The 24,561-nt window shown below is 63.1% G+C and carries 29 protein-coding genes and 1 tRNA gene; 16 read left to right on the top strand and 14 right to left on the bottom strand.

The window, feature by feature from the left end; genetic code table 11:
* Nucleotides 1–18: 18 nt before the first annotated feature.
* Complete coding sequence (locus IYY11_RS10685; RefSeq protein WP_196403833.1) at nt 19–903, top strand: ChbG/HpnK family deacetylase; 885 nt, start codon at nt 19–21, stop codon at nt 901–903.
* Here IYY11_RS10685 and IYY11_RS10680 read toward each other — a convergent pair.
* The 5 genes from IYY11_RS10680 to nadA all read right to left on the bottom strand — a co-directional run bounded on the left by IYY11_RS10680 (nt 897) and on the right by nadA (nt 5,944).
* Nucleotides 897–1,607 carry a class I SAM-dependent methyltransferase gene (locus IYY11_RS10680; RefSeq protein WP_196403832.1) on the bottom strand — a complete coding sequence of 237 codons (711 nt, stop codon included), beginning with the start codon at nt 1,605–1,607 and terminating at the stop codon, nt 897–899. The two genes, IYY11_RS10685 and IYY11_RS10680, sit on opposite strands and share 7 nt — an antisense overlap.
* Nucleotides 1,608–1,793: 186 nt before the next feature.
* A complete protein-coding gene (gene nadC / locus IYY11_RS10675) occupies nt 1,794–2,645 on the bottom strand; it encodes a carboxylating nicotinate-nucleotide diphosphorylase (protein WP_196403831.1) in 852 nt (283 codons plus the stop codon).
* Nucleotides 2,642–4,186: an L-aspartate oxidase gene (locus IYY11_RS10670; RefSeq protein ID WP_196403830.1), complete on the bottom strand. Its 1,545-nt coding sequence runs from the start codon at nt 4,184–4,186 to the stop codon at nt 2,642–2,644. The genes nadC and IYY11_RS10670 overlap by 4 nt, the downstream gene beginning before the upstream one ends.
* A 7-nt stretch (nt 4,187–4,193) precedes the next feature.
* Nucleotides 4,194–4,814: a DUF4202 domain-containing protein gene (locus IYY11_RS10665; protein ID WP_196403829.1), complete on the bottom strand. Its 621-nt coding sequence runs from the start codon at nt 4,812–4,814 to the stop codon at nt 4,194–4,196.
* Nucleotides 4,815–4,843: 29 nt separating this feature from the next.
* Nucleotides 4,844–5,944, bottom strand: coding sequence for a quinolinate synthase NadA (gene nadA, locus IYY11_RS10660; protein ID WP_196403828.1), 1,101 nt, complete (start codon nt 5,942–5,944; stop codon nt 4,844–4,846).
* 243 nt (nt 5,945–6,187) lie between these two features.
* On the opposite strand from nadA, the gene IYY11_RS10655 reads away from it, so the two are divergent.
* The 3 genes from IYY11_RS10655 (at nt 6,188) to IYY11_RS10645 (ending at nt 9,144) form a co-directional block, all read left to right on the top strand.
* On the top strand, nt 6,188–7,138 hold the full coding sequence (locus tag IYY11_RS10655) for an aspartate carbamoyltransferase catalytic subunit (protein WP_018408422.1): 951 nt from the start codon (nt 6,188–6,190) through the stop codon (nt 7,136–7,138).
* 35 nt (nt 7,139–7,173) lie between these two features.
* Nucleotides 7,174–7,584 carry a hypothetical protein gene (locus IYY11_RS10650; RefSeq protein ID WP_196403827.1) on the top strand — a complete coding sequence of 137 codons (411 nt, stop codon included), beginning with the start codon at nt 7,174–7,176 and terminating at the stop codon, nt 7,582–7,584.
* A 522-nt stretch (nt 7,585–8,106) separates the two neighbouring features.
* Nucleotides 8,107–9,144 carry a pentapeptide repeat-containing protein gene (locus IYY11_RS10645; RefSeq protein ID WP_196403826.1) on the top strand — a complete coding sequence of 346 codons (1,038 nt, stop codon included), beginning with the start codon at nt 8,107–8,109 and terminating at the stop codon, nt 9,142–9,144.
* 199 nt (nt 9,145–9,343) lie between these two features.
* On the opposite strand, the gene cysK is transcribed toward IYY11_RS10645, so the two are convergent.
* Nucleotides 9,344–10,327: a cysteine synthase A gene (gene cysK / locus IYY11_RS10640; protein ID WP_018408420.1), complete on the bottom strand. Its 984-nt coding sequence runs from the start codon at nt 10,325–10,327 to the stop codon at nt 9,344–9,346.
* A gap of 30 nt (nt 10,328–10,357) precedes the next feature.
* Entirely contained in the window at nt 10,358–11,161 is an 804-nt protein-coding gene (locus IYY11_RS10635) for a sulfite exporter TauE/SafE family protein (protein WP_196403825.1), read from the bottom strand.
* Between the two features lie 167 nt (nt 11,162–11,328).
* Between IYY11_RS10635 and IYY11_RS10630 the strand changes: the two genes are divergently transcribed.
* The 5 genes from IYY11_RS10630 (at nt 11,329) to IYY11_RS10610 (ending at nt 15,388) form a co-directional block, all read left to right on the top strand.
* Nucleotides 11,329–11,811, top strand: a complete 483-nt coding sequence (locus IYY11_RS10630; RefSeq protein WP_196403824.1) for an RrF2 family transcriptional regulator — start codon at nt 11,329–11,331, stop codon at nt 11,809–11,811.
* 77 nt (nt 11,812–11,888) lie between these two features.
* Entirely contained in the window at nt 11,889–12,593 is a 705-nt protein-coding gene (locus tag IYY11_RS10625) for a protein-L-isoaspartate O-methyltransferase (RefSeq protein WP_196403823.1), read from the top strand.
* A gap of 113 nt (nt 12,594–12,706) precedes the next feature.
* Complete coding sequence (locus tag IYY11_RS10620) at nt 12,707–14,173, top strand: TolC family outer membrane protein (RefSeq protein WP_196403822.1); 1,467 nt, start codon at nt 12,707–12,709, stop codon at nt 14,171–14,173.
* 138 nt (nt 14,174–14,311) lie between these two features.
* On the top strand, nt 14,312–15,022 hold the full coding sequence (locus IYY11_RS10615; RefSeq protein ID WP_246719853.1) for a PopZ family protein: 711 nt from the start codon (nt 14,312–14,314) through the stop codon (nt 15,020–15,022).
* Nucleotides 15,023–15,127: 105 nt separating this feature from the next.
* Nucleotides 15,128–15,388 (top strand): FtsB family cell division protein, encoded by a 261-nt coding sequence (locus tag IYY11_RS10610; protein WP_246719851.1) that lies wholly within the window; start codon nt 15,128–15,130, stop codon nt 15,386–15,388.
* Here the strand turns inward: IYY11_RS10610 and IYY11_RS10605 are convergent.
* The 5 genes from IYY11_RS10605 to IYY11_RS10585 form a co-directional block, all read right to left on the bottom strand.
* Nucleotides 15,385–16,308 carry an MBL fold metallo-hydrolase gene (locus IYY11_RS10605; RefSeq protein WP_196403819.1) on the bottom strand — a complete coding sequence of 308 codons (924 nt, stop codon included), beginning with the start codon at nt 16,306–16,308 and terminating at the stop codon, nt 15,385–15,387. The genes IYY11_RS10610 and IYY11_RS10605 overlap by 4 nt on opposite strands.
* Before the next feature lie 75 nt (nt 16,309–16,383).
* On the bottom strand, nt 16,384–16,866 hold the full coding sequence (locus IYY11_RS10600) for an SH3 domain-containing protein (protein WP_196403818.1): 483 nt from the start codon (nt 16,864–16,866) through the stop codon (nt 16,384–16,386).
* Nucleotides 16,867–17,322: 456 nt separating this feature from the next.
* Nucleotides 17,323–17,541 (bottom strand): hypothetical protein, encoded by a 219-nt coding sequence (locus IYY11_RS10595; RefSeq protein ID WP_246719850.1) that lies wholly within the window; start codon nt 17,539–17,541, stop codon nt 17,323–17,325.
* Between the two features lie 162 nt (nt 17,542–17,703).
* Nucleotides 17,704–18,138 (bottom strand): universal stress protein, encoded by a 435-nt coding sequence (locus IYY11_RS10590; RefSeq protein ID WP_196403817.1) that lies wholly within the window; start codon nt 18,136–18,138, stop codon nt 17,704–17,706.
* Nucleotides 18,139–18,270: 132 nt separating this feature from the next.
* Nucleotides 18,271–18,346 (bottom strand) — tRNA-Ala (locus IYY11_RS10585).
* A gap of 126 nt (nt 18,347–18,472) precedes the next feature.
* Here IYY11_RS10585 and IYY11_RS10580 point away from each other — a divergent pair.
* The 7 genes from IYY11_RS10580 (at nt 18,473) to IYY11_RS10550 (ending at nt 22,121) form a co-directional block, all read left to right on the top strand.
* A complete protein-coding gene (locus IYY11_RS10580; protein WP_196403816.1) occupies nt 18,473–18,733 on the top strand; it encodes a hypothetical protein in 261 nt (86 codons plus the stop codon).
* A gap of 93 nt (nt 18,734–18,826) precedes the next feature.
* Nucleotides 18,827–19,123 carry a YggT family protein gene (locus IYY11_RS10575; RefSeq protein WP_175095475.1) on the top strand — a complete coding sequence of 99 codons (297 nt, stop codon included), beginning with the start codon at nt 18,827–18,829 and terminating at the stop codon, nt 19,121–19,123.
* A complete protein-coding gene (locus IYY11_RS10570) occupies nt 19,116–19,460 on the top strand; it encodes a DUF167 family protein (RefSeq protein ID WP_196403815.1) in 345 nt (114 codons plus the stop codon). The genes IYY11_RS10575 and IYY11_RS10570 overlap by 8 nt, the downstream gene beginning before the upstream one ends.
* Nucleotides 19,461–19,463: 3 nt before the next feature.
* Nucleotides 19,464–20,522: a MaoC family dehydratase gene (locus tag IYY11_RS10565; protein ID WP_196403814.1), complete on the top strand. Its 1,059-nt coding sequence runs from the start codon at nt 19,464–19,466 to the stop codon at nt 20,520–20,522.
* A 48-nt stretch (nt 20,523–20,570) separates the two neighbouring features.
* Nucleotides 20,571–20,987 carry a PRC-barrel domain-containing protein gene (locus IYY11_RS10560; protein WP_040573441.1) on the top strand — a complete coding sequence of 139 codons (417 nt, stop codon included), beginning with the start codon at nt 20,571–20,573 and terminating at the stop codon, nt 20,985–20,987.
* Nucleotides 20,988–21,061: 74 nt separating this feature from the next.
* The gene (locus IYY11_RS10555) at nt 21,062–21,481 is read left to right on the top strand and encodes a PRC-barrel domain-containing protein (RefSeq protein ID WP_196403813.1); all 420 of its coding nucleotides are present in this window, start codon (nt 21,062–21,064) and stop codon (nt 21,479–21,481) included.
* A gap of 148 nt (nt 21,482–21,629) precedes the next feature.
* Nucleotides 21,630–22,121 (top strand): PRC-barrel domain-containing protein, encoded by a 492-nt coding sequence (locus IYY11_RS10550; RefSeq protein ID WP_196403812.1) that lies wholly within the window; start codon nt 21,630–21,632, stop codon nt 22,119–22,121.
* Nucleotides 22,122–22,172: 51 nt separating this feature from the next.
* On the opposite strand, the gene IYY11_RS10545 is transcribed toward IYY11_RS10550, so the two are convergent.
* Together IYY11_RS10545 and rplI are read right to left on the bottom strand one after the other, a co-directional pair.
* Nucleotides 22,173–23,678: a replicative DNA helicase gene (locus IYY11_RS10545; protein WP_196403811.1), complete on the bottom strand. Its 1,506-nt coding sequence runs from the start codon at nt 23,676–23,678 to the stop codon at nt 22,173–22,175.
* A gap of 267 nt (nt 23,679–23,945) precedes the next feature.
* Nucleotides 23,946–24,509 (bottom strand): 50S ribosomal protein L9, encoded by a 564-nt coding sequence (rplI, locus tag IYY11_RS10540; protein ID WP_196403810.1) that lies wholly within the window; start codon nt 24,507–24,509, stop codon nt 23,946–23,948.
* Between the last annotated feature and the right edge of the window lie 52 nt (nt 24,510–24,561).

Here is a 24,561-nt window from a genome sequence, read left to right as displayed (position 1 = left end):
GGCGCAGAGGAGCGGGCGATGGTTGATAACCAGATTGTTGCGGTATGCGCGGACGATTACAGCCTGTCTTATGGGGTGAGCGCCGGCATTTTGGAAGCGCTCGACGCGGGGAGGCTCACGGCGGTTTCGGCTTTGGTGAATGGTCCCCGCTGGCCTGCCATGGGGCTGGAGCTGTCTCGGCGCGGCCGAAACGCAGACATCGGCCTGCATTTCAATCTCACCCTCGGGCGGCCTCTTTCGTCCATGCCGCAGTTCGCGCCCAATGGCGAGTTTCCCCCGCTTTCCAAAGTTGTCCAGATGGCTTTCGGCCGGCGGCTGCCAATGGACGAGATTCGCAACGAGATCGATCGTCAGTTCGACCGCTTCGAGGCGGTGATCGACCGCCCGCCGGACCATGTCGACGGCCACCAGCATATCCACGTCCTTCCCGGCATCAGGACGGCGCTGCTTGACGCGATGGAGGAGCGAAAGCTCGGCGGCCGGGCCTGGGTTCGCGACGCCGGGGATGGCTTACATCGCATTCTCTTGCGCGGCATCAACGCCCGCAAGGCGCTCTCTGCGCTCACGCTGGCCAGCGGCTTTCGCCGGGAGGTGCGCCAGCGCGGCTTCGGCCTCAACGACGGCTTCGCCGGATTCTCGGATTTTCATCCAAGCTTCGATTACGCGAAGATTTTTCAGAGTTATCTTCGAGCGCCCGGCAGCAGACATCTCATCATGTGCCATCCTGGCCATGTGGACGAAGAGCTGCGAAGGCTCGATCCGGTGACGATCACCCGCGAGCAGGAGCTCGCTTTCCTGCTGTCGACTCGACTGCCGGAGATGCTGGAGAAGCGCGGCCTGCGTTTGGGTCGTCTGTCGCAGGCGGACCGGAACCTAAGCGCCGAGCAATCGGCGGCTCAGTAGATCCCTTCAAAAGAGATCGGCGCCCGTTTCTTGCCATCCTCCAAATAGATGTCTTTCGAGAACGACGCGCGTCGGCGGTTGAAGGCCTGCAGCCACCATCCGTCGCCCAGCGGATCGAAGACCGGGGCGTCGGTTCGGCGGAAGATCGCGGTCGAGCCGACAAACTCCACCTTTTCGAACATCTGGTCTTCGCTCAGGAAGTCCGCGAGCCGGCTGATCGTTGGGATATGAATATCGTCGACGACGAGCAGCCCATCCGTCTTCAGGTGCGGATAGAAGTAGTAATATTCGAGTTCGGGGAACGGAAAGCCGTGCGGACCGTCGATCAGGACAAGGTCGTAACGAGAATGGTCGTCATGTCGCGGCAGCGTCAGTTGAGTCGGGCCAAAGACAAGGTCGAGGCGGTCCGAACGGGTCGCGGGACAGTTCATGAAATAGTCGACGCTTGACGCCTTCTGTCCGCGGTCGTCAAAGCAGAAAACCTTGTGCCGTTCGGCGATGCGCGAAAAAAAGATCGTGGATTTTCCGCAGCCCGTTTCGGCTGAGAAGATCTCCGTTCCGGTCAGCAGGCGCTCGATGCGCAGCAAGGTGCGTAGGGGCATCGATCCCGCGCTATGGGCGTAGCCGAAGGCGCGCTCATAGTCCCCGATTTCGGCGGCGAGGCTTTTGTCGCGCGTCGCCTCGGCCCGCAGGGGCGACGGCATCGATGAGAGCGGTGAGCTCCAAAGCCTTCGCCGCACTCGATTGATCAACTTTCGGGCGAAGAACGAGGGCATGGCTCCTGATGTTTCTCAAGGGTCCGCGAAAGGTTGACGGCTTATAGCAGCGCCAGCTTCGACAAGGAAGCGATCGGCGGCATCGAGCGGCTTAAGTCTCTCTGACGAATAAACTCATACGAATTCAACATCTAAACCGAAATCGAAGACCGGGGCGGAGTGCGTCAGCGCGCCAACGGAAATAAAGTCGACGCCGGTTTTCGCTATTTCCGTCACGCTCGCGAGCGTGACGCCGCCCGAGGCTTCACAGATCATGCGGCCGCCGACGAGGGCCACGGCGCTGCGCAGATCGTCGAGCGTCATATTGTCGAGCAGCACGGCGTCCGCCCCCTCGTCGAGGGCCTCGCGCAACTGGTCGAGCGTATCGACTTCGATCTCGATTTTGACGAGATGGCCGATATTCCGCTTGGCGGCTCTGAGCGCCGGGATAACGCCGCCAGCGATGGCGACGTGATTATCCTTGATGAGCACGGCGTCATCGAGGCCGAAGCGGTGATTGACGCCGCCGCCGCATCGCACAGCGTATTTTTCCAAGGCGCGCAACAAGGGCGTCGTTTTGCGCGTGTCGCAGATTCGCGCGGACGTGCCGGCGATGGCGCTGACGTAGCGCGCCGTGAGCGTGGCGACGCCGGACAGCCGGCCAAGAAAATTGAGCGCCACCCGCTCAGCCGAGAGAATGGGCTGGGCAGGCCCGGAAATTATCGCTGCGAGCGTTCCCGGCTCGACGCGGGCGCCATCGGCCGCCTGCGCTTCGAAGATGATTTGAGGGTCCATGAGCGAGAAGGCGGCGCGCGCCGCCTGAAGTCCGGCGACCACGCCCGAATCGCGCGCGACAATTCCCGCCCGGGCTTGCGCGCTCGGGGGGATTGTCGCCTGCGTCGTGACGTCGCCGGCGCGGCCCAAATCTTCGGCGAGCGCGGCGCGAACCGCCGCCTCGATCAGCATCGGGGGCAAATCGGGGATCATGACTCGACCTCGTCGGCGATGCGCAGGACGGCGTCGAGCGTCGTGAGCGAGCGGCGCGCGAGGGCGGGAGCCGGCTGCGGAAAGTCAGAGCGGAAATGCGCGCCGCGACTCTCGCGCCGTTGGAGCGCGGCCGCCGCAATGAACAGACCCGTCGTCAACATGTTGCGCGCCTCAATGTCGCTCGTTCGCGAGATCATGCGCCGGATCGACCGAACCGCCACGGCGAGCCCGGCGCCGTTGCGGATGACGCCCACATTCGCCGACATCAGATCGCGCAGTTCTTCGATGACCGCGAAATCACGATCGCGCGGCGCTGGCTCCATGCGCTCCGCTTTCGGACGCCAGTCGACCGGCGAGAGGGGCGTCGCGCGCACGTCCGCAGCGACGCGGGCGCCGAAAACGATCGCCTCGAGAAGAGAATTGGACGCGAGCCGGTTCGCGCCGTGAACGCCGGTCGAAGCGACTTCGCCGACCGCCCAGAGGCCATCGAGGTTCGTCCGCCCGCGGCCGTCGGTCCAGACTCCGCCCATATGGTAATGCGCCGCCGGCGCGATCGGAATAAGTTCGCGCGAGGGATCGATCCCGGCGCTCATGCAACTTGCGTAAACGGTCGGAAAGCGCGTCGGGAATTCGGCGCCGATGGCCGAACGGGCGTCGAGAAACGCGCCCTTTCCTGCCTTGACGCTGGCGAAAACGCCGCGGGCGACAATGTCGCGCGGCGCAAGCTCCCCATGTGGATCGATGTCGAGCATGAAGCGTCGGCCATCCCGATCCACGATCGTCGCGCCCTCGCCGCGCAGAGCCTCGGTCGCGAGCGGCGCCGGATCGGCGTCAATGTCGATCGCCGTGGGGTGAAACTGAACAAACTCCGCGTCAGCGATTAACGCGCCCGCCCGCGCCGCCATAGCGACGCCGATGCCGCGCGCCTCCAACGGGTTGGTCGTGACCCGGTACAGATGTCCAACCCCGCCCGTCGCGAGGATGAGCGCCGAACAGGGCGTCTCGTGGATCATGCCGGCGTTGTCGCGGGCGCGCACGCCAACCGCGCGACCTTCGCGCACCATGATCTCCTGCGCCGAATAGCCTTCGACGATCTGGATCGATGGGGTCCTGGCGACTTCCTTGGCCAGAATGTCCATGATCGCCCGCCCGGCGACATCGCCTTGGACGCGCACGATGCGCCGACGCGAATGCGCCGCCTCCTGCGAGGGGAGAAAGGCGCCGAAGGCCGACCGATCGAAGGGGGTTCCCATCGCCGCGAGGTCTTCGACGCGGGCGCGCGCTTCTTGCGCCATGCCGAGCGCGATGTCGCGGTCGACGAGACCGCCGCCCGCCGCCACCGTGTCGTCGGCGTGGCTTTCCGGCGTGTCGCCTTCTTCGACGGCCGCGGCGATGCCGCCCTGCGCCCAAAAGGACGAGCCGCTGTAGCCGACGGGCGTCGGCGCGAAGATCGCCACCGGCGTCGGCGCCATTTTGAGCGCGCAGAACACGCCGGCGAGCCCGCCGCCGATGATGAGGATGGGAGGCAAATTCTCGCGCATCGACCGTCTAGTCGACCGCGACTGCGGCGAGCCGCGCGAGCGCGGCGGCCTCACGGGCGATCGCCGCCTCGACCAGGCTGCGCGCGCGCGGCGGCAAGGGCAGGGCGAGAGCCGCCGCATGACCCTTGGGCGACATTTTGCACAATGTCTTGCCGAGAATGTCGACGAGCTTGTCGTCCTCATAATCCCGGTGCTTTTCGATGAATTCATCGAAGTAGTGCTCGAGAAAGACAATCGCGGCGATGTTTTCGAGCGCCTGCGACTCCGGGTCTTTCTTGAGCTGTTCCTTACGGATCAGCGCGCCGACATGCGCGACCGCCGCTTCGTCGTAGCCATGCGCGCGCATGATATCGGCGGCAAGATCGGCGTGGTGGATGCGGCAGGCGCGCCGCCAATCGTTGTAGCCGCGACGGCCTTCCTCATAATTGCCGCGCGCGATCTCCCAGCGCCGCAAATGTTGCGCGCGCGTCGCAATCTTCAGCAGATCCGTGGCGTCGGGGTAGAGCGCGGCAAGCCGCGCGCTCATGCGCTCGGCGTAGACCAGCTCAAAGGCTCGGCCCTCGAGCCGGCGCGGATCGTCGGCATTGGCGGCGTCGATGGCCGCAATCGTCGCATCGAGCGCCAGCATTGTCCGCCCTGTTCAAGTCAGGCCACAGCCTAGCCCAGATCGATCATACGTTGCACGCTGCGGCGCGCGCGCTCGGCCACTGCGGGGTCAACGGTCACTTCTTCGCGGACGTACAGCAGGCTGTCGAGGATTTTCGGCAGGGTGATGCGCTTCATATGTGGGCAGAAGTTGCACGGCCGCACGAATTCGACGTCCGGCGTTTCGGCGGCGACATTGTCGGCCATCGAGCATTCGGTGACGAGCAGCACGCGGGCCGGCTTCCTGCTGCGCACAAAATCGATCATCGCCGCCGTCGAGCCGGCGAAATCGGAGACTTCCACAACTTCGCGCGGACATTCCGGATGCGCGAGCACCTGCACGCCGGGATGATCGGCGCGATAGTTCTCGATCTCTTCGGCGGTGAACCGCTCATGCACCTCGCAGGCGCCGCTCCAGGCGATGATTTCCACCTTCGTCTGCGCGGCGACGTTCTGCGCCAAATAGCGGTCGGGAACCATGATCACGCGATCGGCGCCGAGGCTCTCGACGACCTTGACCGCGTTCGACGAGGTGCAGCAGATGTCGACCTCCGCCTTCACATCGGCCGAGGTGTTGACATAGGCGACGATGGGAACGCCGGGATATTGTTTGCGGAGGGCGCGCACGTCGGCGCCGGTGATCGACTCGGCAAGCGAGCAGCCCGCCTTCATGTCCGGAGTGAGCACAACCTTGTTCGGATTGAGCAGCTTTGAGGTTTCGGCCATGAAATGCACGCCGCCCTGAACGATGATGTCGGCGTCGGATTTCGCGGCAAGCTTGGCGAGCTGCAGGCTGTCGCCGATGTGATCGGCGACGCAGTGGTAGATCTCCGGCGTCATGTAATTATGCGCGAGGATGGTCGCGTTGCGCACATGTTTGAGATCGTTGATCGCCTTCACGTAACGGGCGTGGAACGGCCATTCGACGGGCGGAATGACTCTCGCCACGCGCTCGTAGAGATGCGCGGTCGCGGCCTGAACCTCCGGCGTCCATTCCAGATCAGGGCGCGGCAGCACGGGAAAGCGGCTCGAGGGGCCAACGCCAACGGCGTTTCCGGGACGCTCGCGTCTTGCGCTCGGCGCGCTTCGAACGTCGCTGGTCAGGAGTGTCATTGTTTGGCGCCTCACGCTTATACTCAGAGTGAGTATAAGTAGCCCCCAATAAATCTCCGAGACGGATCCCCGCTCGGAGCGCTCAAGCTTTCAAGACTAAGCCGCGAACGAGGATCTCGCAACTTCGTCGCGCCAGACATGTGCTCGGCACGAGTATATGTCAAGGGAAAGACGGGATGGGGACCGCTCGGCGCTTCGGCGGATGGCGCTTTCGGCGCTGGTCAAAGCTGCTATAGACGGCGCATGCAATCAGGGGCGACGCCAGCTTCTTTCCCGCACCGCCACCTTCTTGGCATTGAAGGATTGACCCGTCCTGACATCGTCACGCTCCTCGACATGGCCGAGGAGGCGATCGAAGTGTCGCGACGGGTCGACAAGAAGCGTTCGAGTTTGCGCGGGCGGACGCAAATCAATCTGTTTTACGAATCGTCAACGCGCACGCAGGCGTCCTTCGAGATCGCCGGCAAGCGTCTGGGCGCCGACGTGATGAACATGTCGGTCGCGCGCTCCTCGGAGTCGAAAGGCGAGACGCTGATCGACACGGCGGTGACGCTGAACGCGATGCGGCCGGATATCATCGTGGTTCGCCATGCGCATGCCGGCGCGGCGCATCTTCTGGCGCGCAAGGTCGACTGTTCCGTCGTCAACGCCGGCGACGGCGCGCATGAACATCCGACGCAGGCGCTGCTCGACGCGCTGACGATCAGACGGAACAAGGGCCGCATCGAAGGGCTGACGATCGCGATTTGCGGCGACATTCTCCATTCGCGCGTCGCGCGCTCAAACATTCTGCTGCTTGGCGCGCTTGGCGCGCGGGTGCGCGTCGTCGGGCCTTCGACGCTTGCGCCGGACAGTCTGTCGCGGCTGGGGGTCGAGGTGTTTCACGACATGAGACGCGGACTTGAGGCCGCTGACATCGTTATGATGCTGCGCCTTCAGCGCGAGCGCATGGCCGGCGCGCTGACGCCGAGCGCCCGCGAATATTTCCACTTCTTTGGGCTGGACGAAGAGAAGCTGGCCTATGCGGCGCCCGATGCGCTGGTCATGCATCCCGGGCCGATGAATCGCGGCGTGGAAATCGACACCGCCGTCGCCGACAGCCCGCGCTCGCTTATCCGCGAACAGGTCGAGATGGGCGTTGCGGTGCGCATGGCGGTGCTCGAAGCGCTCGCGCAGCATCTGCCAAATGTGTAAGCTTCTCCAAAATCAATGATCGTAGGGGAGTAGAAATGATCAAGCTCATCCGCTTTGTTGGGCTCATCATCCAGTCAATCTTGATCGAGTTTTTGCACGTCTTCGGCCTCGTGGCGTTCGTGCTCGCCGCTGCGCTCGGCTATTTCCGGGCGCCGTCCTGGCTCGTGCCAATCGTCGGCATTGTCTGCGGAATCGTCGCCGACAAATTCATAGACCAGACGGAAGTCATCGCCCTTCTCGAACGGGCGGCGTCCGCCAATCAGCGCGGCGGATTCCTGGTGATCGTCTACATTATCATTGTCGCGGTCGGCTATGTCGCAGGCGCTTATGCGCGCGGGGCGGTCCATCGCCGCAAGATCGCGCAGGCGACGCCGAGCCCCGTGGCGAAGCAGCCGCAGGCGGCGAACCTCGCGGCCAAGCAGTCACAAAAGCGCAAGCGCAGCTGACCGCCAAGGCTTGAGGTATGCGCGCCGATTTCGGCGCGTTTCGGTCACAGCCCTTCGAACAGCGCCGTCGAAAGATAGCGTTCGGCGAAAGAGGGAGGCTTGCGGCGTCGACGCTTCGCTTTGTAAGCTGTTGTCGACGCCGACCCTGACGCGCTCAATTTCCGTCTCGGCTTGCGTCGGACGTTTTGGGCGGCGCCATGACGTATTTTTTAAGAGCTTTCGCATTTCTCCTCGTATTGCTGGCGACGCCCTCGGCGCGCGCCTGTTCCTGCCCGTCGCCGGTCGTGAAGGACTGGGCGGGGAATCTGCGCCAAGCGGATGTCGTCGCCGATTACGTCGTCGAGAAGCTGCGGCCGGGCTCCGACCGTATGTACATAGTCGCGACTGTCAGAGTTACACGGGGCTGGAAAGGCGTGAAAACCGGCGCGCGTCTCGATGTCGAATTCGGCGGCGAAGACACCCATTCCCCAAATCGGCGAGACGGCCCAAAAGGCGCGCTTAATTCTGCTGAAACGCGCTCGCGTGGCCCTCTATTTGTCGCCCATCTGTCTTGGCGGCATGTCGGCGTCGGTTGTCGAGCAATTCGCCGCCGAGCGCGAAGCGCTGGAGGCGAAAGCGCGCGCCGCGCCGGACGACGCCGACGCGCAGCTCGCGCTCCTCGCGCATTTTCTCTATTGGCAGGAGCCTGCGCTGGCCCTTCCCCTCGCGAAAGTGGTTGCGCGTCGATGGCCCGATAATCCGTTGGCTCAGCTGCATCTTGCCGAAGCGCTCACGGCGACTGGAAAGCCCGACGAAGCGTACGCCGCGAAACGCAAACTGTGGGGGTCGCGCGGGCTGCGAGCGCGTGTGGAATTGCTCGCAATAAAGCTGGAGCAGGCGTATAAAAGGACGTCTGAAGCCGCCAGAACCAGCATTTTCCCGCTCAATGGTCGGAACGATTTCAGCCGCTCCGATCTAGCGAACAGTATTTTGAGCCATGCGCTGTTTAGTCCTAATTTCGATGCGCGCGGATCAGATTTCACCGGCGCACGGTTTACCGATGTCGGCTTCAAGGGCGGTGATTTCGTCGGCGCTCGATTGAACAAGGCGTTCTTCGAGTTCGTCGAATTCAACGCCGCCGATCTATCAGGCGTCGAAGCTTTAGAGTTCACTTGCGTTGTATGCGCCTTCGCCGGCGCCGATCTTCGCGATTTCGTCGCGCCGCAGGCGTCTCTCTTCCGCGCCGAGCTCACGCGCGCCGATCTCTCCCGCGCCAACTTGGAAGACGCGGATCTGCGCTATGCCGATCTGCGCGCCGCGCGGCTGGTCGGGACGAAGCTCGATGGAGCCAATATTTCCGAAGCAAATTTGCGGGAGGCGACGTTAGACGGAACGTCGCTTCACGGCGCCAATCTTCGCAACGCCGATTTGCGCGGCGCAGATTTGCGTGGCGCCGATCTGTCGCGCGCGGACCTGTCCGGCGCCAATTTGAAAAACGCGTCGGTGGATTGCGCAACAAAGTTTCCCGAGGGGTTCGATGGCTCGAGGTTTGCGCTCATTCGCACGCAGGCATGCCCGTAGGAAAGCCGCTCATCGCCAGAGTGCGCGTAGCGGTCGGAATCCACATCCTGCTTTTTCGCGAAAGTTCGCCTCGCTCGGAGCCTCGAACAAACTCGAGGACGATTGCGCCAGCGCGATCGAGCTTTATCTCTCCGACTCCTGCAAACCCGGCAGGGCGAAGGCGGGCTTCGCCTATGAATGCCCGCCCGCGCCGTGACTGTCACAGCCCTTCGAACAGCGCCGTCGAAAGATAGCGCTCGGCGAAGGACGGGATGATCAGGACGATATTCTTGCCCTCGGCCTCAGGGCGCCCGGCGATCTCCAAGGCGGCGGCGACGGCGGCGCCCGACGAGATGCCGCCGGGAATTCCCTCCACCCTGGCGAGCAGCCGCGCCGTCTCGAACGCCGTCTGATTGCCGATGGTGATGATCTCGTCGATGACGCTGCGATCGAGAATGGGCGGCACGAAGCCCGCGCCGATTCCCTGAATCTTGTGGGGACCGGGCGGACGTCCGGAAAGCACGGCGGAATCTTCGGGCTCCACAGCCACGACTCTCAAGCCGGGCCGGCGCGCCTTCAGCGTCTGGCCGACGCCCGTGATCGTGCCGCCCGTGCCGACGCCCGACACGAAATAGTCGACCTCGCCATTGGTGTCGTTCCAGATTTCCTCCGCCGTCGTCACGCGGTGAATATCGGGGTTGGCCGGGTTCTCGAACTGTTGGGGAATAACGGCGTCGGGATTTTGGGCGGCGAGTTCACTGGCCTTGGCGAGGGCCCCTTTCATCCCCTGCGAGGCGGGGGTGAGCACAAGCTCGGCGCCGAGCAGCGCCAGCATCTTGCGCCGCTCGATCGACATCGATTCCGGCATGATGAGAATGAGTCGATAGCCGCGCGCGGCGGCGACAAAGGCAAGCGCGATGCCGGTGTTGCCCGACGTCGGTTCGATCAGCACCGTTTTCCCCGGCGTGATCTTGCCGCTCGCCTCGAGCGATTCGATCATGCTCACGCCGATGCGGTCTTTGACGCTCGCGATCGGGTTGAAGAATTCGAGCTTGGCGAGGAGATTCGCCTTTACGCCGCGCTCTCGCGCGAACCGATCGAGCCGGACGAGCGGCGTATCGCCGATCGTCTGTGTGATGGAATCATAGATTCGGCCTCGGCCAGGTTTGGCCGGCGGCGTGAAGCTTGGTGCTGCCTGCGACATGTTTCGCCCCCAGGGAAAGAAGAATGAGGTCTAGATTGAGAGTTTGATTCCGACCAGAGCCATGACGCTCGCAAGAGCCGGCCGCAAATAGCGGTCGGGAACCCGAGCAGCGAAATGGGCGCCAATGGCGATGCCTGGAAGAGATCCGATGAGGAGCGAAAGCAGCAGCAACCAGTCGACGCCGCCCATCAGCCAGTGCCCGAAGCCGGCGATCAGCGTCAGCGGCACGGCATGGGCGATGTCGGAGCCGACAAGACGCGCCGTCGGCGTGTGCGAATACAGCGCCAGCAGCACGGTCATGCCGATCGCCCCGGCGCCGACCGAAGAGATCGAGACCAGCACGCCGAGAAGAACGCCGAGAATCGCCGTCAGCCACAGCAGGCGCCGATCGCTCATGTCGTTCGTGTGTTTCGCGATGTGATCGAGGATCCACCGCCGGAAGAGAATCGAGAAGGCGGTCAGCAGCAGCGCGAATCCAAGCGCCGAGGTGATGAGCCCATTCGCCGCATGGCCGCCGGACTTGCCGAGCCAAGAGAGGACGAGAAGACTCGCGACGCTCGCAGGCACGCTGCCGTAGGCCAGCCGGCGGGTGATGCGCCAGTCGACGGTGCCGTGCAGGGCGTGAACGAGCGTGCCATTCGTCTTGGTGACGGCGGCGTAAAGCAGGTCGGTGCCAACGGCGGTCGTCGGGGGCACGCCGAAAACCAGCATCAGGATCGGGGTCATCAGCGAGCCGCCGCCGACGCCCGTGAAGCCGACAAGCGCGCCAACGAAGAAGCCAGAAGCGGAATAAAGGAGATTGATCGCGCTGAGCGCGTCCAAAAAGGCGGGCATTTCTTTCTTTCGTCGGCAGTGCTAATTCTACTCTATAAATCTAGTCAACTTTGTCAAATCTGACGCGCCACATTTGGGAAAAGATGAACATGCCGGTCGACTGCAGTAGTATGACGGCGCAAAAGGGCGTCCGGTCCGGACCTAGGCCCTAAAGGTCAAAACGGGAAATGCTGACAAAAAAAGCCAAATACGGACTCAAGGCCATGGTTCACTTGGCGGGGGTGCGGCCGGGAGAAACCGCATTGGTCGCGGAGATCGCCGCCTCCAACCAGATCCCGAAGAAGTTTCTCGACGCAATTTTGGGCGAACTGCGCAATGCCGGCTTCGTCCATTCGAAAAAAGGCAAGGGCGGGGGCTATATGTTGGCGCGGCCGCCTTCAGAGATAGGCGTCGGCAATATTGTGCGGGCGCTCGACGGACCGCTGGCGCCCATCCAATGCGCCAGTAAGACCGTGTATCGTCGTTGCGACGACTGCACGGACGAGACGCGATGCGCGGTTCGCCTGGTCATGCTGCGCGCGAGAGAGGCGATCGCCGAAGTGCTCGACAAGACATCGCTTGAGCAGATGCGCGGATTGGGCGAGAGCGGCGACGGCGTCCGTCTGCTCGTCGGTGGGGAAGCTGCGCGCCAAGCCATGGACATGGCGTGAGCCGGCGCCTATAAAACGCCGGCGCGGTTCCGCGCCGCAGCATCTCCTCCAAGGGGCCGGCTAAGGCCGGAAAGCGAATGTTGGACAGGGTGGCGCAAGTGACGAAGACGGGCGAGGCGACAGCGATTTTGCGCCACACCATGGTCGAACGCCAGCTTCGTCCGTTCGATGTGACCGATGTGCCTTTGCTTGAGCGCTTCCTCGAGACGCCGCGCGAGATTTTCCTGCCGGACTCACGCGCCTCGCTCGCCTATTCGGATATGGCGATTTCCCTTAAGGGCGACAACGGACTCATACGCAACCTGCTGCCGCCGCTCGTGTTGGCCCGGATGCTTCAAAGCGCCGATGTCAAAGCGACGGATAGGGTGCTCGATATCGGGGGCGTGGGATACTCGTCCGCATTGCTCTCTGGCCTCGCCGACAAGGTTGTCGCGCTGGAATGCGATTCCGGTCTGGCCGCCCGCGCCAAGGCTGGCCTGGCGGCTCTGGGCTGCGAAAACGTGCAATTTGAGCTGGGGCCTATGGAAAAGGGCTTCGCAGGCGGCGCCCCTTACGACGTCATCATCATTCAAGGCCGTGTTCAGGCGGGACTCGAGGCGTTGTTCGAACAGCTGACGCCCGATGGTCGGCTGCTGGCGATCGTCACGCCGGAGACGCGCGCCGGCCAGCAGGTCGTACGCTTCGAGCGCCAGGACGGCCGTTCGGCGGGCGACTTGCCGTTGTTCTCGGCGACGGCGCCGGTGCTCGATGGCTTCGAACAGGCTCCCGCCTTCAACCTCTAGCGCCGCCATTTCGCCTTAATCGCGTTCCTAGCGTAGCGTTCGGGTGTCATCGTCGAGACTGATCGCTGCCGTAGATTGGCGTGCACGTCGACGCGCGAAGATAGGTTGAGGACATGAGAATCGACGGGTTTGGCCTCGGGTGGCGGCGGTCGGCCAGCGTCCTGTCCTGCACCGCGGCATTTGCGCTTGCAGCCGTCGCTCTTTCGCCGGGTCGGGCCTCAGCGGAGAGCCTTCTGTCGGCTCTGGCGCGGGCCTATTACGGCAACCCGGATCTCAACCAGAGCCGCGCCAATGTGCGGGTGCGCGACGAAGACGCGCCGAAAGCAAAATCGGGCCTTCGACCGAAAGCCAGCATCACCGCACAGGCTGGCGCGCAATATGCGGCGATCAAGATTCCCTTTGGCGGCAGCAGCAGCCAGCAGGCCGGCGCCGCGGCCGGCGCGAGCGGCGATTTTCAGGACACCTACGTGGGTTACCCACGCGGCGCGACTCTGAACATGTCGCAGACGCTGTTCGACGGCTTCCGCACGGAAAACTCCGTGCGCCAGGCGGAGTCGGGCGTCTTCGCGGCGCGCTCGACGATGCGCCTGACCGAGCAGGCGACCCTTCAGAACGGCGCAACCGCCTATATGAACGTGCTGCGCGACACGGCGGTGGTGTCGCTGCGCAAAAACAACATTTCGGTGCTTGAGGAACAGCTCAAGCAGAGCCGCGACCGTTTCCAGGTCGGCGAAGTGACTCGAACCGACGTCTCCCAGGCGGAAGCCTCGGTCGCGCTGGCGCGTTCGGAATTCTATGCCGCGCAGGCGCAGCTCAAGAACAGCATGGCGAACTACCGCCAAATCATCGGCGCCGAGCCAAAGCACCTTGAGCCGGGGCGCAGCCTCGAACCGTTATTGCCCAGGTCTCTGGAGCAGGCGATCTCCATTGCATTGGTGGAGCATCCCGGCGTGACCGCGGCCTTTCATCAGGTTGACGCGGCGGCGCTCGCGGTCAAGGTCGCGGAAGGCGCGCTGGCGCCCAATCTCTCCGTCAACGGCCAGGTATCAAATCAATACGACTCGTTTCTCGGATTGCCGGGATCGAAGCAGTTCACTGCATCAGCGACAGCGCAGTTGAATGTCCCGCTCTATCAGGGCGGCGTCGAATATGCCTCGATTCGCCAAGCCAAGGAGCAACTCGGCCAGGCGCGGCTTAATGCCGACGTTCAGCGCGAGAGCGTTCGCGCCAGCGTCGTTTCGAGCTACGGGCTCCTCGACACCGCCAGGGCGTCGATTATCTCTGGGCAGGCGGCGGTGAAGGCGGCGGAGACCGCGCTCGCCGGGGTGCGCGAAGAGGCCAAAGTCGGGCAACGCACCACCCTCGATGTGTTGAACGCGCAGCAGTCGCTGCTCAACGCCAGGGTCAACCTCGTGACGTCGCAGCGCGATCGGGTCGTCGCCTCTTATGCGGCGCTGGGGTCGATCGGACGCTTGTCGGCGCAGGAACTCGACCTCGCGGTCGCGCTCTATGACCCGAGCGTTCATCTCAATCAGGTGCACGACCTGTGGTTCGGTCTCGACACGCCCGACGGCCGATAAGAATTTCGCGAATGCGGGTGACATCATAGCGCGAAAAGTGTGGAATTCGTTCGGACCGAGTTGATTCGCGGGTTTCGCGCGGTCAGAGATCCAGTCCACCCTCATGCGCGGCCTTTCCCCGCAAAGCGGCAGAACTCCATGAGCGCAGCGAACGCATCCGCCCCGTCGCACTCGTTGCAGGACGAGGCGCGCGCGAACGAGCCGTCGATGGAGGAAATTCTCGCGTCCATCCGTCGTATCATCGCCGACGACGACAGCCTGCCCGACGCGCGTCGCGAAGACCGCCGGCGTGCGCGCGACATCGAGGGGGCGCGCAGCGCCTATCCGGCGCCCGTGCTTGAGCGACGCGAGGACGAACCGCCGTTGTCGCTCCTCGATGACGACCTGGACGACGACCTGGACGACGACTTGCACGACGACCTGCACGACGGGATCGACGACGCAGGAGAGGTGCGGCTGGTGTATGTCGCCGGCGAGGCTGCTGGGCAGGAGACGGGAGCTGAACTGTCGGAGCGCCAAGAATCCTCGGAGTTTGAACGCGTGACTGAGCACCAAGAGGCGGGCAAGGAGATCGGCGATGTTACGCCGGTTGTCGAGCAGGCGTTGCTGTCGGATGAGTCCGCTGCGACGGTCGCGTCAAAATTTCAAGCTCTCGCCGCTGGCGTGGCGTTCAGCGAGAGCGACGTTCTCGACAGATGCGCAAAAGAATTGCTGCAGCCGATACTGCAGCAATGGCTCGAGGCGAATCTGCCGTCGCTCGTGGAGCAGCTGGTGCGCGCTGAAATCGAACGGATCGCGCGGCCTGCAAACCGTCTGGCGGCCTCGGCGCGCAAATCGAGTCAGCCTTAACGACGCTTTAAACGGGTCGAAGCTATCCTCACGGTCATGCATCGGCTCCGAGTCCTGATCCATACGCTCGTCCTCCCGCTAAGCCTCTACACGGTGGCTGGCGTGATGGCCGCCTATTTCGTCTGGCACGGCGTTAACGGTCAGCGCGGGCTGAAGATCGGCGAGGAATACGAGCAGAAGCTCGACCAGCTGCGTCTGGAGCGCAACCTGCTCAAGCTTCAGCGCATGCACTGGGAAAGCCGCCTGGCTCTTATCAAGGGCGAGACCGTCGACGCCGACATCCTCGACGAGGAGGCGCGCAAGCGACTGGGGCGGGCGCACAAGAACGACGTCGTGATCTTTTTGCCGGCGCCCGGCGCGCCCTAACCTCGGCGCGGCGAGAAACGCGCCTGCAAGCCTGGCGATCCAGCGCAGTCGACAAGGTTCCGCGAGATCAGATCTTCAAGATGGGCGAGGGCGGTCATCGCCGCCGCGACGTGGAGACGTTTGTCGACGCCTTCGTAAATGTGGGTGACGATCTCCGCGATCGTTTCGTCCCCCAATTCGAGACGCTGAAGAATGGCGGCCTCGCGCGCGCGCCGGTGATGAAGCAGGGCGCGCAGAAAACGCTGGGGATCGTGCACCGGTTCGCCGTGCCCTGGCCAATAGATGCGGTCACTGCGCCCGCGCAGCCGTTCGAGCGACGCCATATAGGCGCCCATGGAGCCGTCCGGCGGCGCGATCACGGTGGTCGCCCAGGCCATCACATGGTCGCCGGTGAAGAGCGCCTGCTCCTTCGCGAGCGCGAAGCAAAGATGATTCGCCGTATGACCCGGCGTCGCCAGGGCCACAAGTGAAGCGTCGCCGATTTCGAGCGCGTCGCCGTCGCTCAGCACGATATCCGGCGCGTAGGTCCGATCGTGGGCTGCGTCGAGGTTTGGGCCGCCGACGCGTCCCGCCTCGCTGGGCAGGTAGGGAGCGCAGCCGGCGATTATTGCGCCCGTCGCCTCCTTCAGGGCGCGCGCCGCCGGCGAGTGATCGCGATGCGTATGGGTCACCAGCACGTAGCGCAGTCTTTCGCCGCCAATGCTTGCAAGCAGCGCCCCGATGTGACGCGGGTCGTCAGGTCCGGGGTCGATGATCGCCACATCGCCGTTTCCGACGAGATAGCTGCATGTTCCCGTGTAGGTGAACGGACCGGGATTTGGCGCCAGCGCGCGTCGCGTCAGCGCCGAGACGCGCGCCGAAACGGCTGGGTGTGTTCCGGCTTGAATGACGGCGCCCTCATCGCGACCGAGGGGCCGCACGGCATCATAAGGCGTCGGAGGCGCGCTCGAAAGAGCGGCGCGGCGGTGGGACGTTCCAGCGCCGCGCCGCGCAGATCACATCGGGAAAAGGGAGTTCTGACGCTGCAGCTCGGATTGCAGAGCGTAGCCCTTTTTTCCGCCGTAGTTCACCTTGCACCAGGTCGTCTCGCCCCAGCCATAAACGCAGGAGCCGATGTTGACCGTCGTGTTCTCGGGGATGCTGCCGAGGATCTTGTAATTGACCCCAGGGCCTTTGTAGATGGCGACGTCGTTGTTGGTGGTCACCGGCGCGATGTCGACGGTGTTGCCCTGTGTGCCGAGCACGCCCGCAGCCACGAAGCCTTTCACGTTCCCCGCCTGAATCTGGCACCAGTCGCGTTTCCAGCCACCGCCACAATCGAGCACCGTCACGTCGACGCCGGCGGGCAACTGGCCGATGACCGGCCATTTGGGGCTGGGGCCGGACCGGACGTTCGCGGCGCTGGTCAGCGGGCTGGCGAAAGCGGAAGCGCCGAATAGTACGGCTGCCGCTGCAGCGAATCCGATAATTTTCTTCATTTCTATCCTCCCAGATGAAAACTGGGCCGATTTAGCAAGGCCCGTTTCCGAAGACGAACGAAACCGGAGCGAAACGCTTCCGCCCAAGACCGTAGTCCCCGGAATACACATATTCCTACGCCTGGCTTTAGCAAAGCGAAAGGCCGAGCTGTCGCCGACCAAATTCCATTAGAGTTATCGATCGCGCTCGGGGGCAGGGCGAAAGATCGTGGCGAGCCAAAAAAGAAGCGGCTTCGCCTGCCGGTTAAGGAAGACTCAGCCGCCAAGTTTCTCACGCGCGAACTCGAACGCACGCTCCCGAGCCAGACGCGCACGCACGCGACGCCCGGCGCGAAATTCTTTAGAGCGCGGCTCGCGAAAAAGTGGGAACCGGTTTTTCGCGTAGAGCGCGCTCTAAACTTTGGCAATCGATCAATTTATCTGCATTTGGGCGATTTCGCCCAAATGCAGCGTGATCTAGTCGAACACCGCGCCCAGCGCGACGCCAAGCAGGCCGACGACGACCGCCGCCGGCAAGATGGCGTAACTGCCCATCAGCAGCGCGCCGATCGTGCCGCCGATCGCCGCGGCGATTGCGCCGCCGACGATCTTGCCGGTGTTGCTCTCAGGTTTTTCCGTCGCCGAACCGCCGGCGTTCTGCATCGCCTCTTTCGACATGGCATCCTCGCGAGACATCACTGATCGCCGCATCCATGCGTCGGTAGCAAAGTCGTGTGAGAGCGTGATGAGAGTTTCGTGAAGGCCGCGTCACCGAGGCGCCACTTTAGGTTCACACGCGCGGGCGTCGCGGCGGCCGCCATTGCGGACCCGACCAAGGCTGCCGAAGTTTTAGCGACCTTAGGATACGCGCCCGCGCACCACCAGAACCGAGCATTGCGCGTGATTGACGATGGTCGTTGCGTTGGAGCCGATGAGAAAACGGTCCATGCCCGGCCGATGCGAGCACATCACGATGAGATCGGCGCCCCAGTCCTCGGCCTCGGCCAGGACTTTCTGATAGACCGGACCAAACAGCAGCGTCGTCGACACGCGTTCGGGCGCGCAGTCGATCTTGGCGGCGATCGCCGCTATTTCCTTCTCCAAGCCGCGACGCACCTGAACGTTAAAATTTTCAGGCACGTAGTCGAGAAAAGAGATGGGCAGGAGCGACTGAACGTTGACGACGCGCATCTCGCTGTCGAACGTCTTCGCCAGCGCCTGCGCGACGGAGATCGCCCGGTCGGTCATCTCAGATTCGGTGAGATCGATCGGCAGCAGAATTTTGCGATACATCGGCGCGCTCCGGGAGATTCTCACCGGATATGGCGCGGGACCCGCTCGAAACAATGATGAGGCGGCGCGGGTTTTGCGGACCGCGCCCGTTGTCCGGGGCGATCGCATGACGTGCGCCATCCGTCGATCGGGTGGTGGAGCTGCGGGGAATCGAACCCCGGACCTCTGCAGTGCGATTGCAGCGCTCTCCCATCTGAGCTACAGCCCCGTTCCGGCGCGTGGGGTACACGGGGGGCGATATCCTGTCAATTGGCTTGGCGCGCCGACACGCCTCCAAGCGCTTGCCATCGCGAATTCTTGTATCGTCGGGTTCATCATCATTTTTGACTGCGCGATGGCGCTTTGCTTCAGCGCTGAAAAGGCGCGAGAGACGTCAAAGTCTCGGCTGACGAAGCGGCTTGTTGCGGTTAAGGCCGCGGACAATTCCGAAAAGAAGGTCTCTCAGCTCGAGACTCTCCTCAAACTGGTCGATGGATTACGCCAAGGCTCGTTCGTGCCGCTTTCGCAGCAGCCGCCCATTCGCGCGCTGCTTCTGCCGATCGGCGGGCTCGGCTGGACGGCGCTGCTCGACTATCGGCTGCTGCCGGGACTGTAGCGGGGCAGGCTTGTGGGGAGGGGCCGGCCAAGGATTGCCGCGACGGGGCAGGGAGGCTAGACAGGGCGGAACCTCATCCGCTGGAAGCCGGTCATGTCCTACGCTATGGTCAAACTTCTTCTCACGATCATCGATATTTACTGGTGGATTCTGCTGGCCACGGTGGTCGTGTCCTGGCTCACCGCCTTCGACGTCATCAATATGCGCTCGAACGTCGCCTATTCGATCTGGAAATGGCTGAACGCCATGACCGAGCCGCTGCTGGGTCCAATCCGCTCGGTGCTGCCCAGCGTCGGCGGCCTCGACATCTCTCCGCTCATCCTGCTGCTGCTTATGCAGTTCCTGCGCGATCTCATCGCCAACAGCGCCAGCGCCTACGCGCTTGGGTGAAGGAGGCGCGGAGAAAGCATCCTCCGCCTGGGCGATCGAATCGGGGGGCGTCGCGCTTTACGTGCGCCTGACGCCAAAGGGCGGGCGCGACGCCGTCGACGGCGTGGAGACTCTCGCCGACGGACGCAGCGTCCTGAAGGCGCGGGTGCGCGCCGCGCCGGAGAACGGCCGGGCGAATACGGCGCTGATCGCGCTGATCGCCGCGACGCTAAGAACCCCTAAAAGCGCGGTTTCGATCCGCGCCGGCGCGACCAGCCGCGTCAAAACAGTTTTCGTTGCGGGCGCGCCCGCGATTTATCTCGATGCGCTGGCGAAGCTGGCGCCAACAAGCGGTTAGGACATGAGCAAGTCGAAGATCAACGTCGGCAATTTCTTCGAGGACTTCAAAATCGGTCAGATCATTCGCCACGCGGCGCCGCGGACGGTCACGGTCGGCGAGGTCGCACTGTATACGGCGCTGTATTTGCCGCGCTTCGCTGTGCAGTCCTCGACCGCTTTCGCGCAGGCGATCGGCTATGAGCACGCGCCGATCGACGATCTGCTCGTCTTTCATCTCGTGCTCGGCAAGACCGTGCCCGACGTCTCGCTCAACGCCATCGCCAATCTCGGCTACGCCGATTTCAAATTTCTGATCCCCGTCTATCCCGGCGACACGCTGTCGGCGACCTCAGAGGTCATCGGCCTGAAGGAAAACTCCAACAAGGAGACGGGCGTCGTCTATGTGCGCACGACAGGCGCCAATCAGCGCGGCGAGACCGTGCTGAGCTATGCGCGCTGGGTGATGGTGAAAAAGCGCGACAGGGACGCCCCAGTGGGACCGGAGGTCGTGCCCGATCTGCCGAAGTCCGTCGCCCCTTCCGAACTTGGCAAAGCCGCGCCGCCGATCAATGTCGGCGCCTATGACAAGGCGCTCGCCGGCTCCCGCTATTTTTGGGGGGATTATGACCAGGGCGAGAAAATCGACCATATCGACGGCATGACGGTCGAGGAGGCGGAGCACCAACTTGCGACCCGGCTCTACCAGAACAACTCGAAGGTCCATTTTAATCAATACTATGAGGCGCAGGGCCGTTTCGGCAAGCGCATCATCTACGGCGGCCATGTGATTTCCCTCGCCCGGGCGCTGTCCTTCAACGGCCTCGAGAATGTCTTCCATATCTCGGCCGTGAACGGCGGACGCCACGTCAACCCGCTGTTCGCCGGGGGCACGGTCTTCGCCTGGTCGGAGGTTCTGGAGAAGGCCGAGATCCCCGGGCGCCAGGATATCGGCGCGTTGCGCCTGCGGCTCGTCGCGACGAAGGACAAGCCCTGCGCCGATTTTCCGCTCCACGGCGCCGACGGCAAGCCCGATCCGGCGGTGTTGCTTGATCTTGATTATTGGGGCGTGCTGCCGCGATGAATCAGCTATGATCGCCGTCGTATCAAGGATGTTGGGGAGATTGGTCGAATGAACAGAACTTTGCTTGTTGCGCTCTCATTCTGCATGGCCATCGCGGTCGCCCATCCGGTCCGCGCGGAAACCGCCGCGCCGGACAGCAAGGTCGTCGTGCCTATGGAAGCGTTGCCGCGTTATGGCTCGCTGGTTTCCGCTTGGTACAAAAAACCCGTCTACGATTTGAACGATAAGAAGGTCGGCGTGATTACCGACATGCTGTTTTCAGGCGGCGAGATCAACGCCGTCATGCTCGACGTCGGCGGCTTTCTCGGCATCGGCGCGAAGCACGTCGCCATTCCCGCCAACGACATCACGGTCACAGAAAAGAACAACAAGACGTGGCTGACCATCAATACGACAAAGGACATCGTGAAGAAGGCGACCGGCTACAAATATGATGCGGCCGAACACGCCTGGAAGGTGAAGTAGCAAGGGCGCCGCGCCGTGAGAATTTCGCGTAGCGCGCAGTCCGGCTGCCGCTCGTTCCAAAAAGGATTCTTTCTATGCTGAAACGCGTCTTCGTCGCAGCCTCGCTCGCTCTCGCCGCTTTCGCGCCGCTTCCGGCTGGCGCGCAGGGGGCTCAAACCGAAACCGTTGTCGTCGTGCCGCTCGAAAGGCTGCCGGTCTATGGTTCGGTGGTCTCCGCCTGGTACAAGCAGCCAGTCTATGATCCCAATGAAAAGAAACTCGGCTCGATTGCGGACATGCTGTTTTCCGCCGACGGCTCCATAAACGCCGTGATGCTCAACGTCGGCGGCTTTCTCGGTCTCGGCGTCAAGCATATTGCGATTCCCGTATCCGCGATCACCATCACCCAAAAAAATAACAAGAGCTGGCTGACGCTCAATACGACGAAGGACCTGCTGAAGAAGGCCCTCGCGTATAAGTTCGACAAAGCCACCGGTCTGTGGGACCCGATTTGATCGGCTGAACTGTTCCAGACGCGCGCGGCGGCCTGTCCTCCTGTTGGATATCTGCCGCGAAGCTTGGAACATCGATCGTCGATGCTTGTTCTAGGCACACACACGAACGCCGTTCGTGTGGCGCTAACAACATGCACCGGAGACAGCCATGCTCAAGTCCTACCTCCTCGCAGGCGCGCTTATCGCGACGCTGTCAGGCGCGGCTTTGGCCGAGCAGATGAATCGCACGACTGACCGTCCCGCCGGGGCGATGGACCGCTCAACGACCGGGACGATGGATCGTTCGACCACTGGGGCCGCAGCGGGCCGGCCGGATTTCCTGACCACGCTTCCGCAGAATGCGCTGCTGGTCTCGAATATCCATGACCAGAACGTGTACGATCCGCAGGAGAACAAAATCGGCGAAGTGAAGGATCTCGTGCTGGATCGCGGCGGCAAAGTCACCGCGGCTATCCTTTCAGTCGGCGGCTTCCTTGGCATGGGCGAAAAGGACATCGCCGTCGCCTTCAGCGATCTCCGCGCCACTGAGCGCAACAACAAATGGTGGCTGACGATCAACGCCACCAAGGACGAGCTGAAGAACGCAACGGGCTTCCGCTTCGACAAGAACAAGGGTCTTTGGACCCTCGGCAGCAAGTAACGCCGCCTTCGACGCTCTAGCTAGGCCCCGCCGCAGGGCGGCGGGGCTTTCTCACATACGCGCCGGCAGCTTGTCCTCGTCCGCAAGATTGGAGAAGCGCGTCATCTCAGCCTCGAAAGCGAGCTGCACCGTCCCTGTCGGACCGTGACGCTGCTTGCCGATGATCGCTTCGGCGCGACCATGCGCGCGCTCCATCTCCGCCATCCATTGAATGTGTTCTTCAGTGCCTTCGCGCGGCTCGCGGTTACGCAGATAATACTCTTCGCGATAGACGAAGATGACGACATCGGCGTCCTGCTCGATCGAGCCTGACTCGCGCAGATCGGACAGTTGCGGCCGCTTGTCGTCACGGTTCTCGACCTGGCGTGACAGCTGCGACAGCGCGATGATCGGCACATTGAGCTCTTTGGAAAGCGCCTTGAGGCCGGTCGTGATTTCCGTGAGTTCCTGCACGCGATTTTCATTGCGGGAACGCGAACCGGCGAGCAATTGCAGATAGTCCACGACGAGCAGGTCCAGGCCTCTCTGCCGTTTGAGGCGCCGCGCCCGCGCTGTGAGCTGCGCGATCGAGATGCCGCCACTCTGATCGATATAGAAGGGAATGCTCTGCATTTCCCGTGCGGCGTCGGCGATGCGGCGAAAATCATCCTCATTGATGTCGCCGCGGCGGATCTTGTAGCTCGGCACCCCGGACTGCTCGGCGATGACGCGCGTCGCCAATTGTTCGGCCGACATTTCCAGAGAGAAGAAGCCGACGATGCCGCCATTGATCGTCTTATGCGTGCCGTCGGGCTCAGCTTCGGATTGATAGGCGCGTGCGACATTGAAGGCGATGTTGGTGGCGAGAGCGGTCTTGCCCATGCCCGGTCGCCCGGCGACGATGATGAGGTCGGATTTTTGCAGACCGCCCATCTTTTCGTCGAGATCGAGCAGGCCCGTGGCGACGCCGGACAGATGCCCGTCGCGCATATAGGCGCTGCTCGCCATGTCGAGCGCAGTGGTGAGCGCTTCGGCAAATCGCTGAAAGCCGCCGTCGTAGCGACCCGTCTCGGCGATCGAATAGAGCTGCCGTTCGGCTTCTTCGATCTGCGCGCGCGGCGGCGAGTCGATCGGCGAATCATAGGCCGTGTTGACGATGTCCTGCCCGATGACGATGAGATCCCGGCGAACCGCGAGATCGTGAACGGTGCGGCCATAGTCTTCGGCGTTGATGATCGTCGTCGCCTCGGCGGCGAGTCGCGCAAGATAGGCCTGGATCGTCACGCCGGCTGGAAGCTCGATGTCGGCGAGAAACGTCTTCAGCGTCACGACGGTCGCGAGCTTGCCGGCGCGAATGAGCTGCGCCGCGATTTCATAGATGCGGCGGTGCAAGTCCTCGGAAAAATGCTCGGGCTTCAGGAAGTCCGAGACCCTGTCGAAAGCGTCATTGTTGACGAGAATCGCGCCGAGCAACGCTTGCTCAGCCTCGATATTGTGCGGCGGCGCGCGATAGGCAGGCGCGTCCGGCTGCGCGACCTGAAACGCGCGCCGGCCCGCCAATTGTTCGATTGGTGGCATCGATGATCGGACTTGTTTGAGACTGTTCCGGGCTGCGAACGCGACGCGCGAGCCTGAGACGCGTTAACAATACATTAACGCGTCGGCGCCGCCATAGGCTTTTGTCCGCCGCGGCGAGAAGCGAGTCTTTTCCACATGGTGAAAAAGATTCGTTCAGCGCCTGTCCGACTCTTCTTGCATTCAGAAGAGAATCAGAGATGGGCCCGGGAAAACGAAAACCGGCGGCCGAAGGGCCGCCGGGATGGACGCGTGCGCGCTTATGGGAGCTTACATCTCGACGTCGCCGGCTTCCGCCAGAGCCGCGCCGACTTCCAGGCCGAGATCGTCCATCGACGTCTCTTCCCGGATCGTAGCGCTTTCGCCGCGCGCCTGCCGCTCGGCCTCTTCTTCCGAACGGGCGACGTTGATCGTGATCTTCACATCGACTTCCGGATGCAGATGCACGGGCGTCTGGTGCAGGCCGAGCGTTTTGATGGGGTGCACCAGCACGATCTGATCGCGACTGACCGAGAAGCCGCCCGCCGTCGCCGCCTCGGCGACATCCCGCGCCGAAACCGAGCCATAAAGCTGGCCGCTCTCGCCCGCCTGGCGAATGATGTTGAAGCTTTGTCCGTTGAGCTTTTCGGCGACGGTTTCGGCTTCTTTCTTAGCCTCGAGATTGCGCGCCTCGATCTGCGCCCGCTGGGTCTCGAAATGCTTCTTGTTGTTTTCCGTGGCTCGCAGCGCCTTGCCGCGCGCCAGCAGGAAATTGCGGGCGTAGCCGTCGCGCACGCGCACGGTCTCGCCCATCTGGCCGAGCTTGGCCACGCGTTCCAGCAGAATGACGTCCATCTTTGCTACTTCTCCGAGATTGCGGGCTATGTCGAGAAAAACCGGGCGAAAG

It is taken from the genome of Methylocystis sp. H62, assembly GCF_015709515.1.
Classification (GTDB): Bacteria; Pseudomonadota; Alphaproteobacteria; order Rhizobiales; family Beijerinckiaceae; genus Methylocystis.
This window is presented reverse-complemented; position numbering and strand designations above follow the sequence as displayed.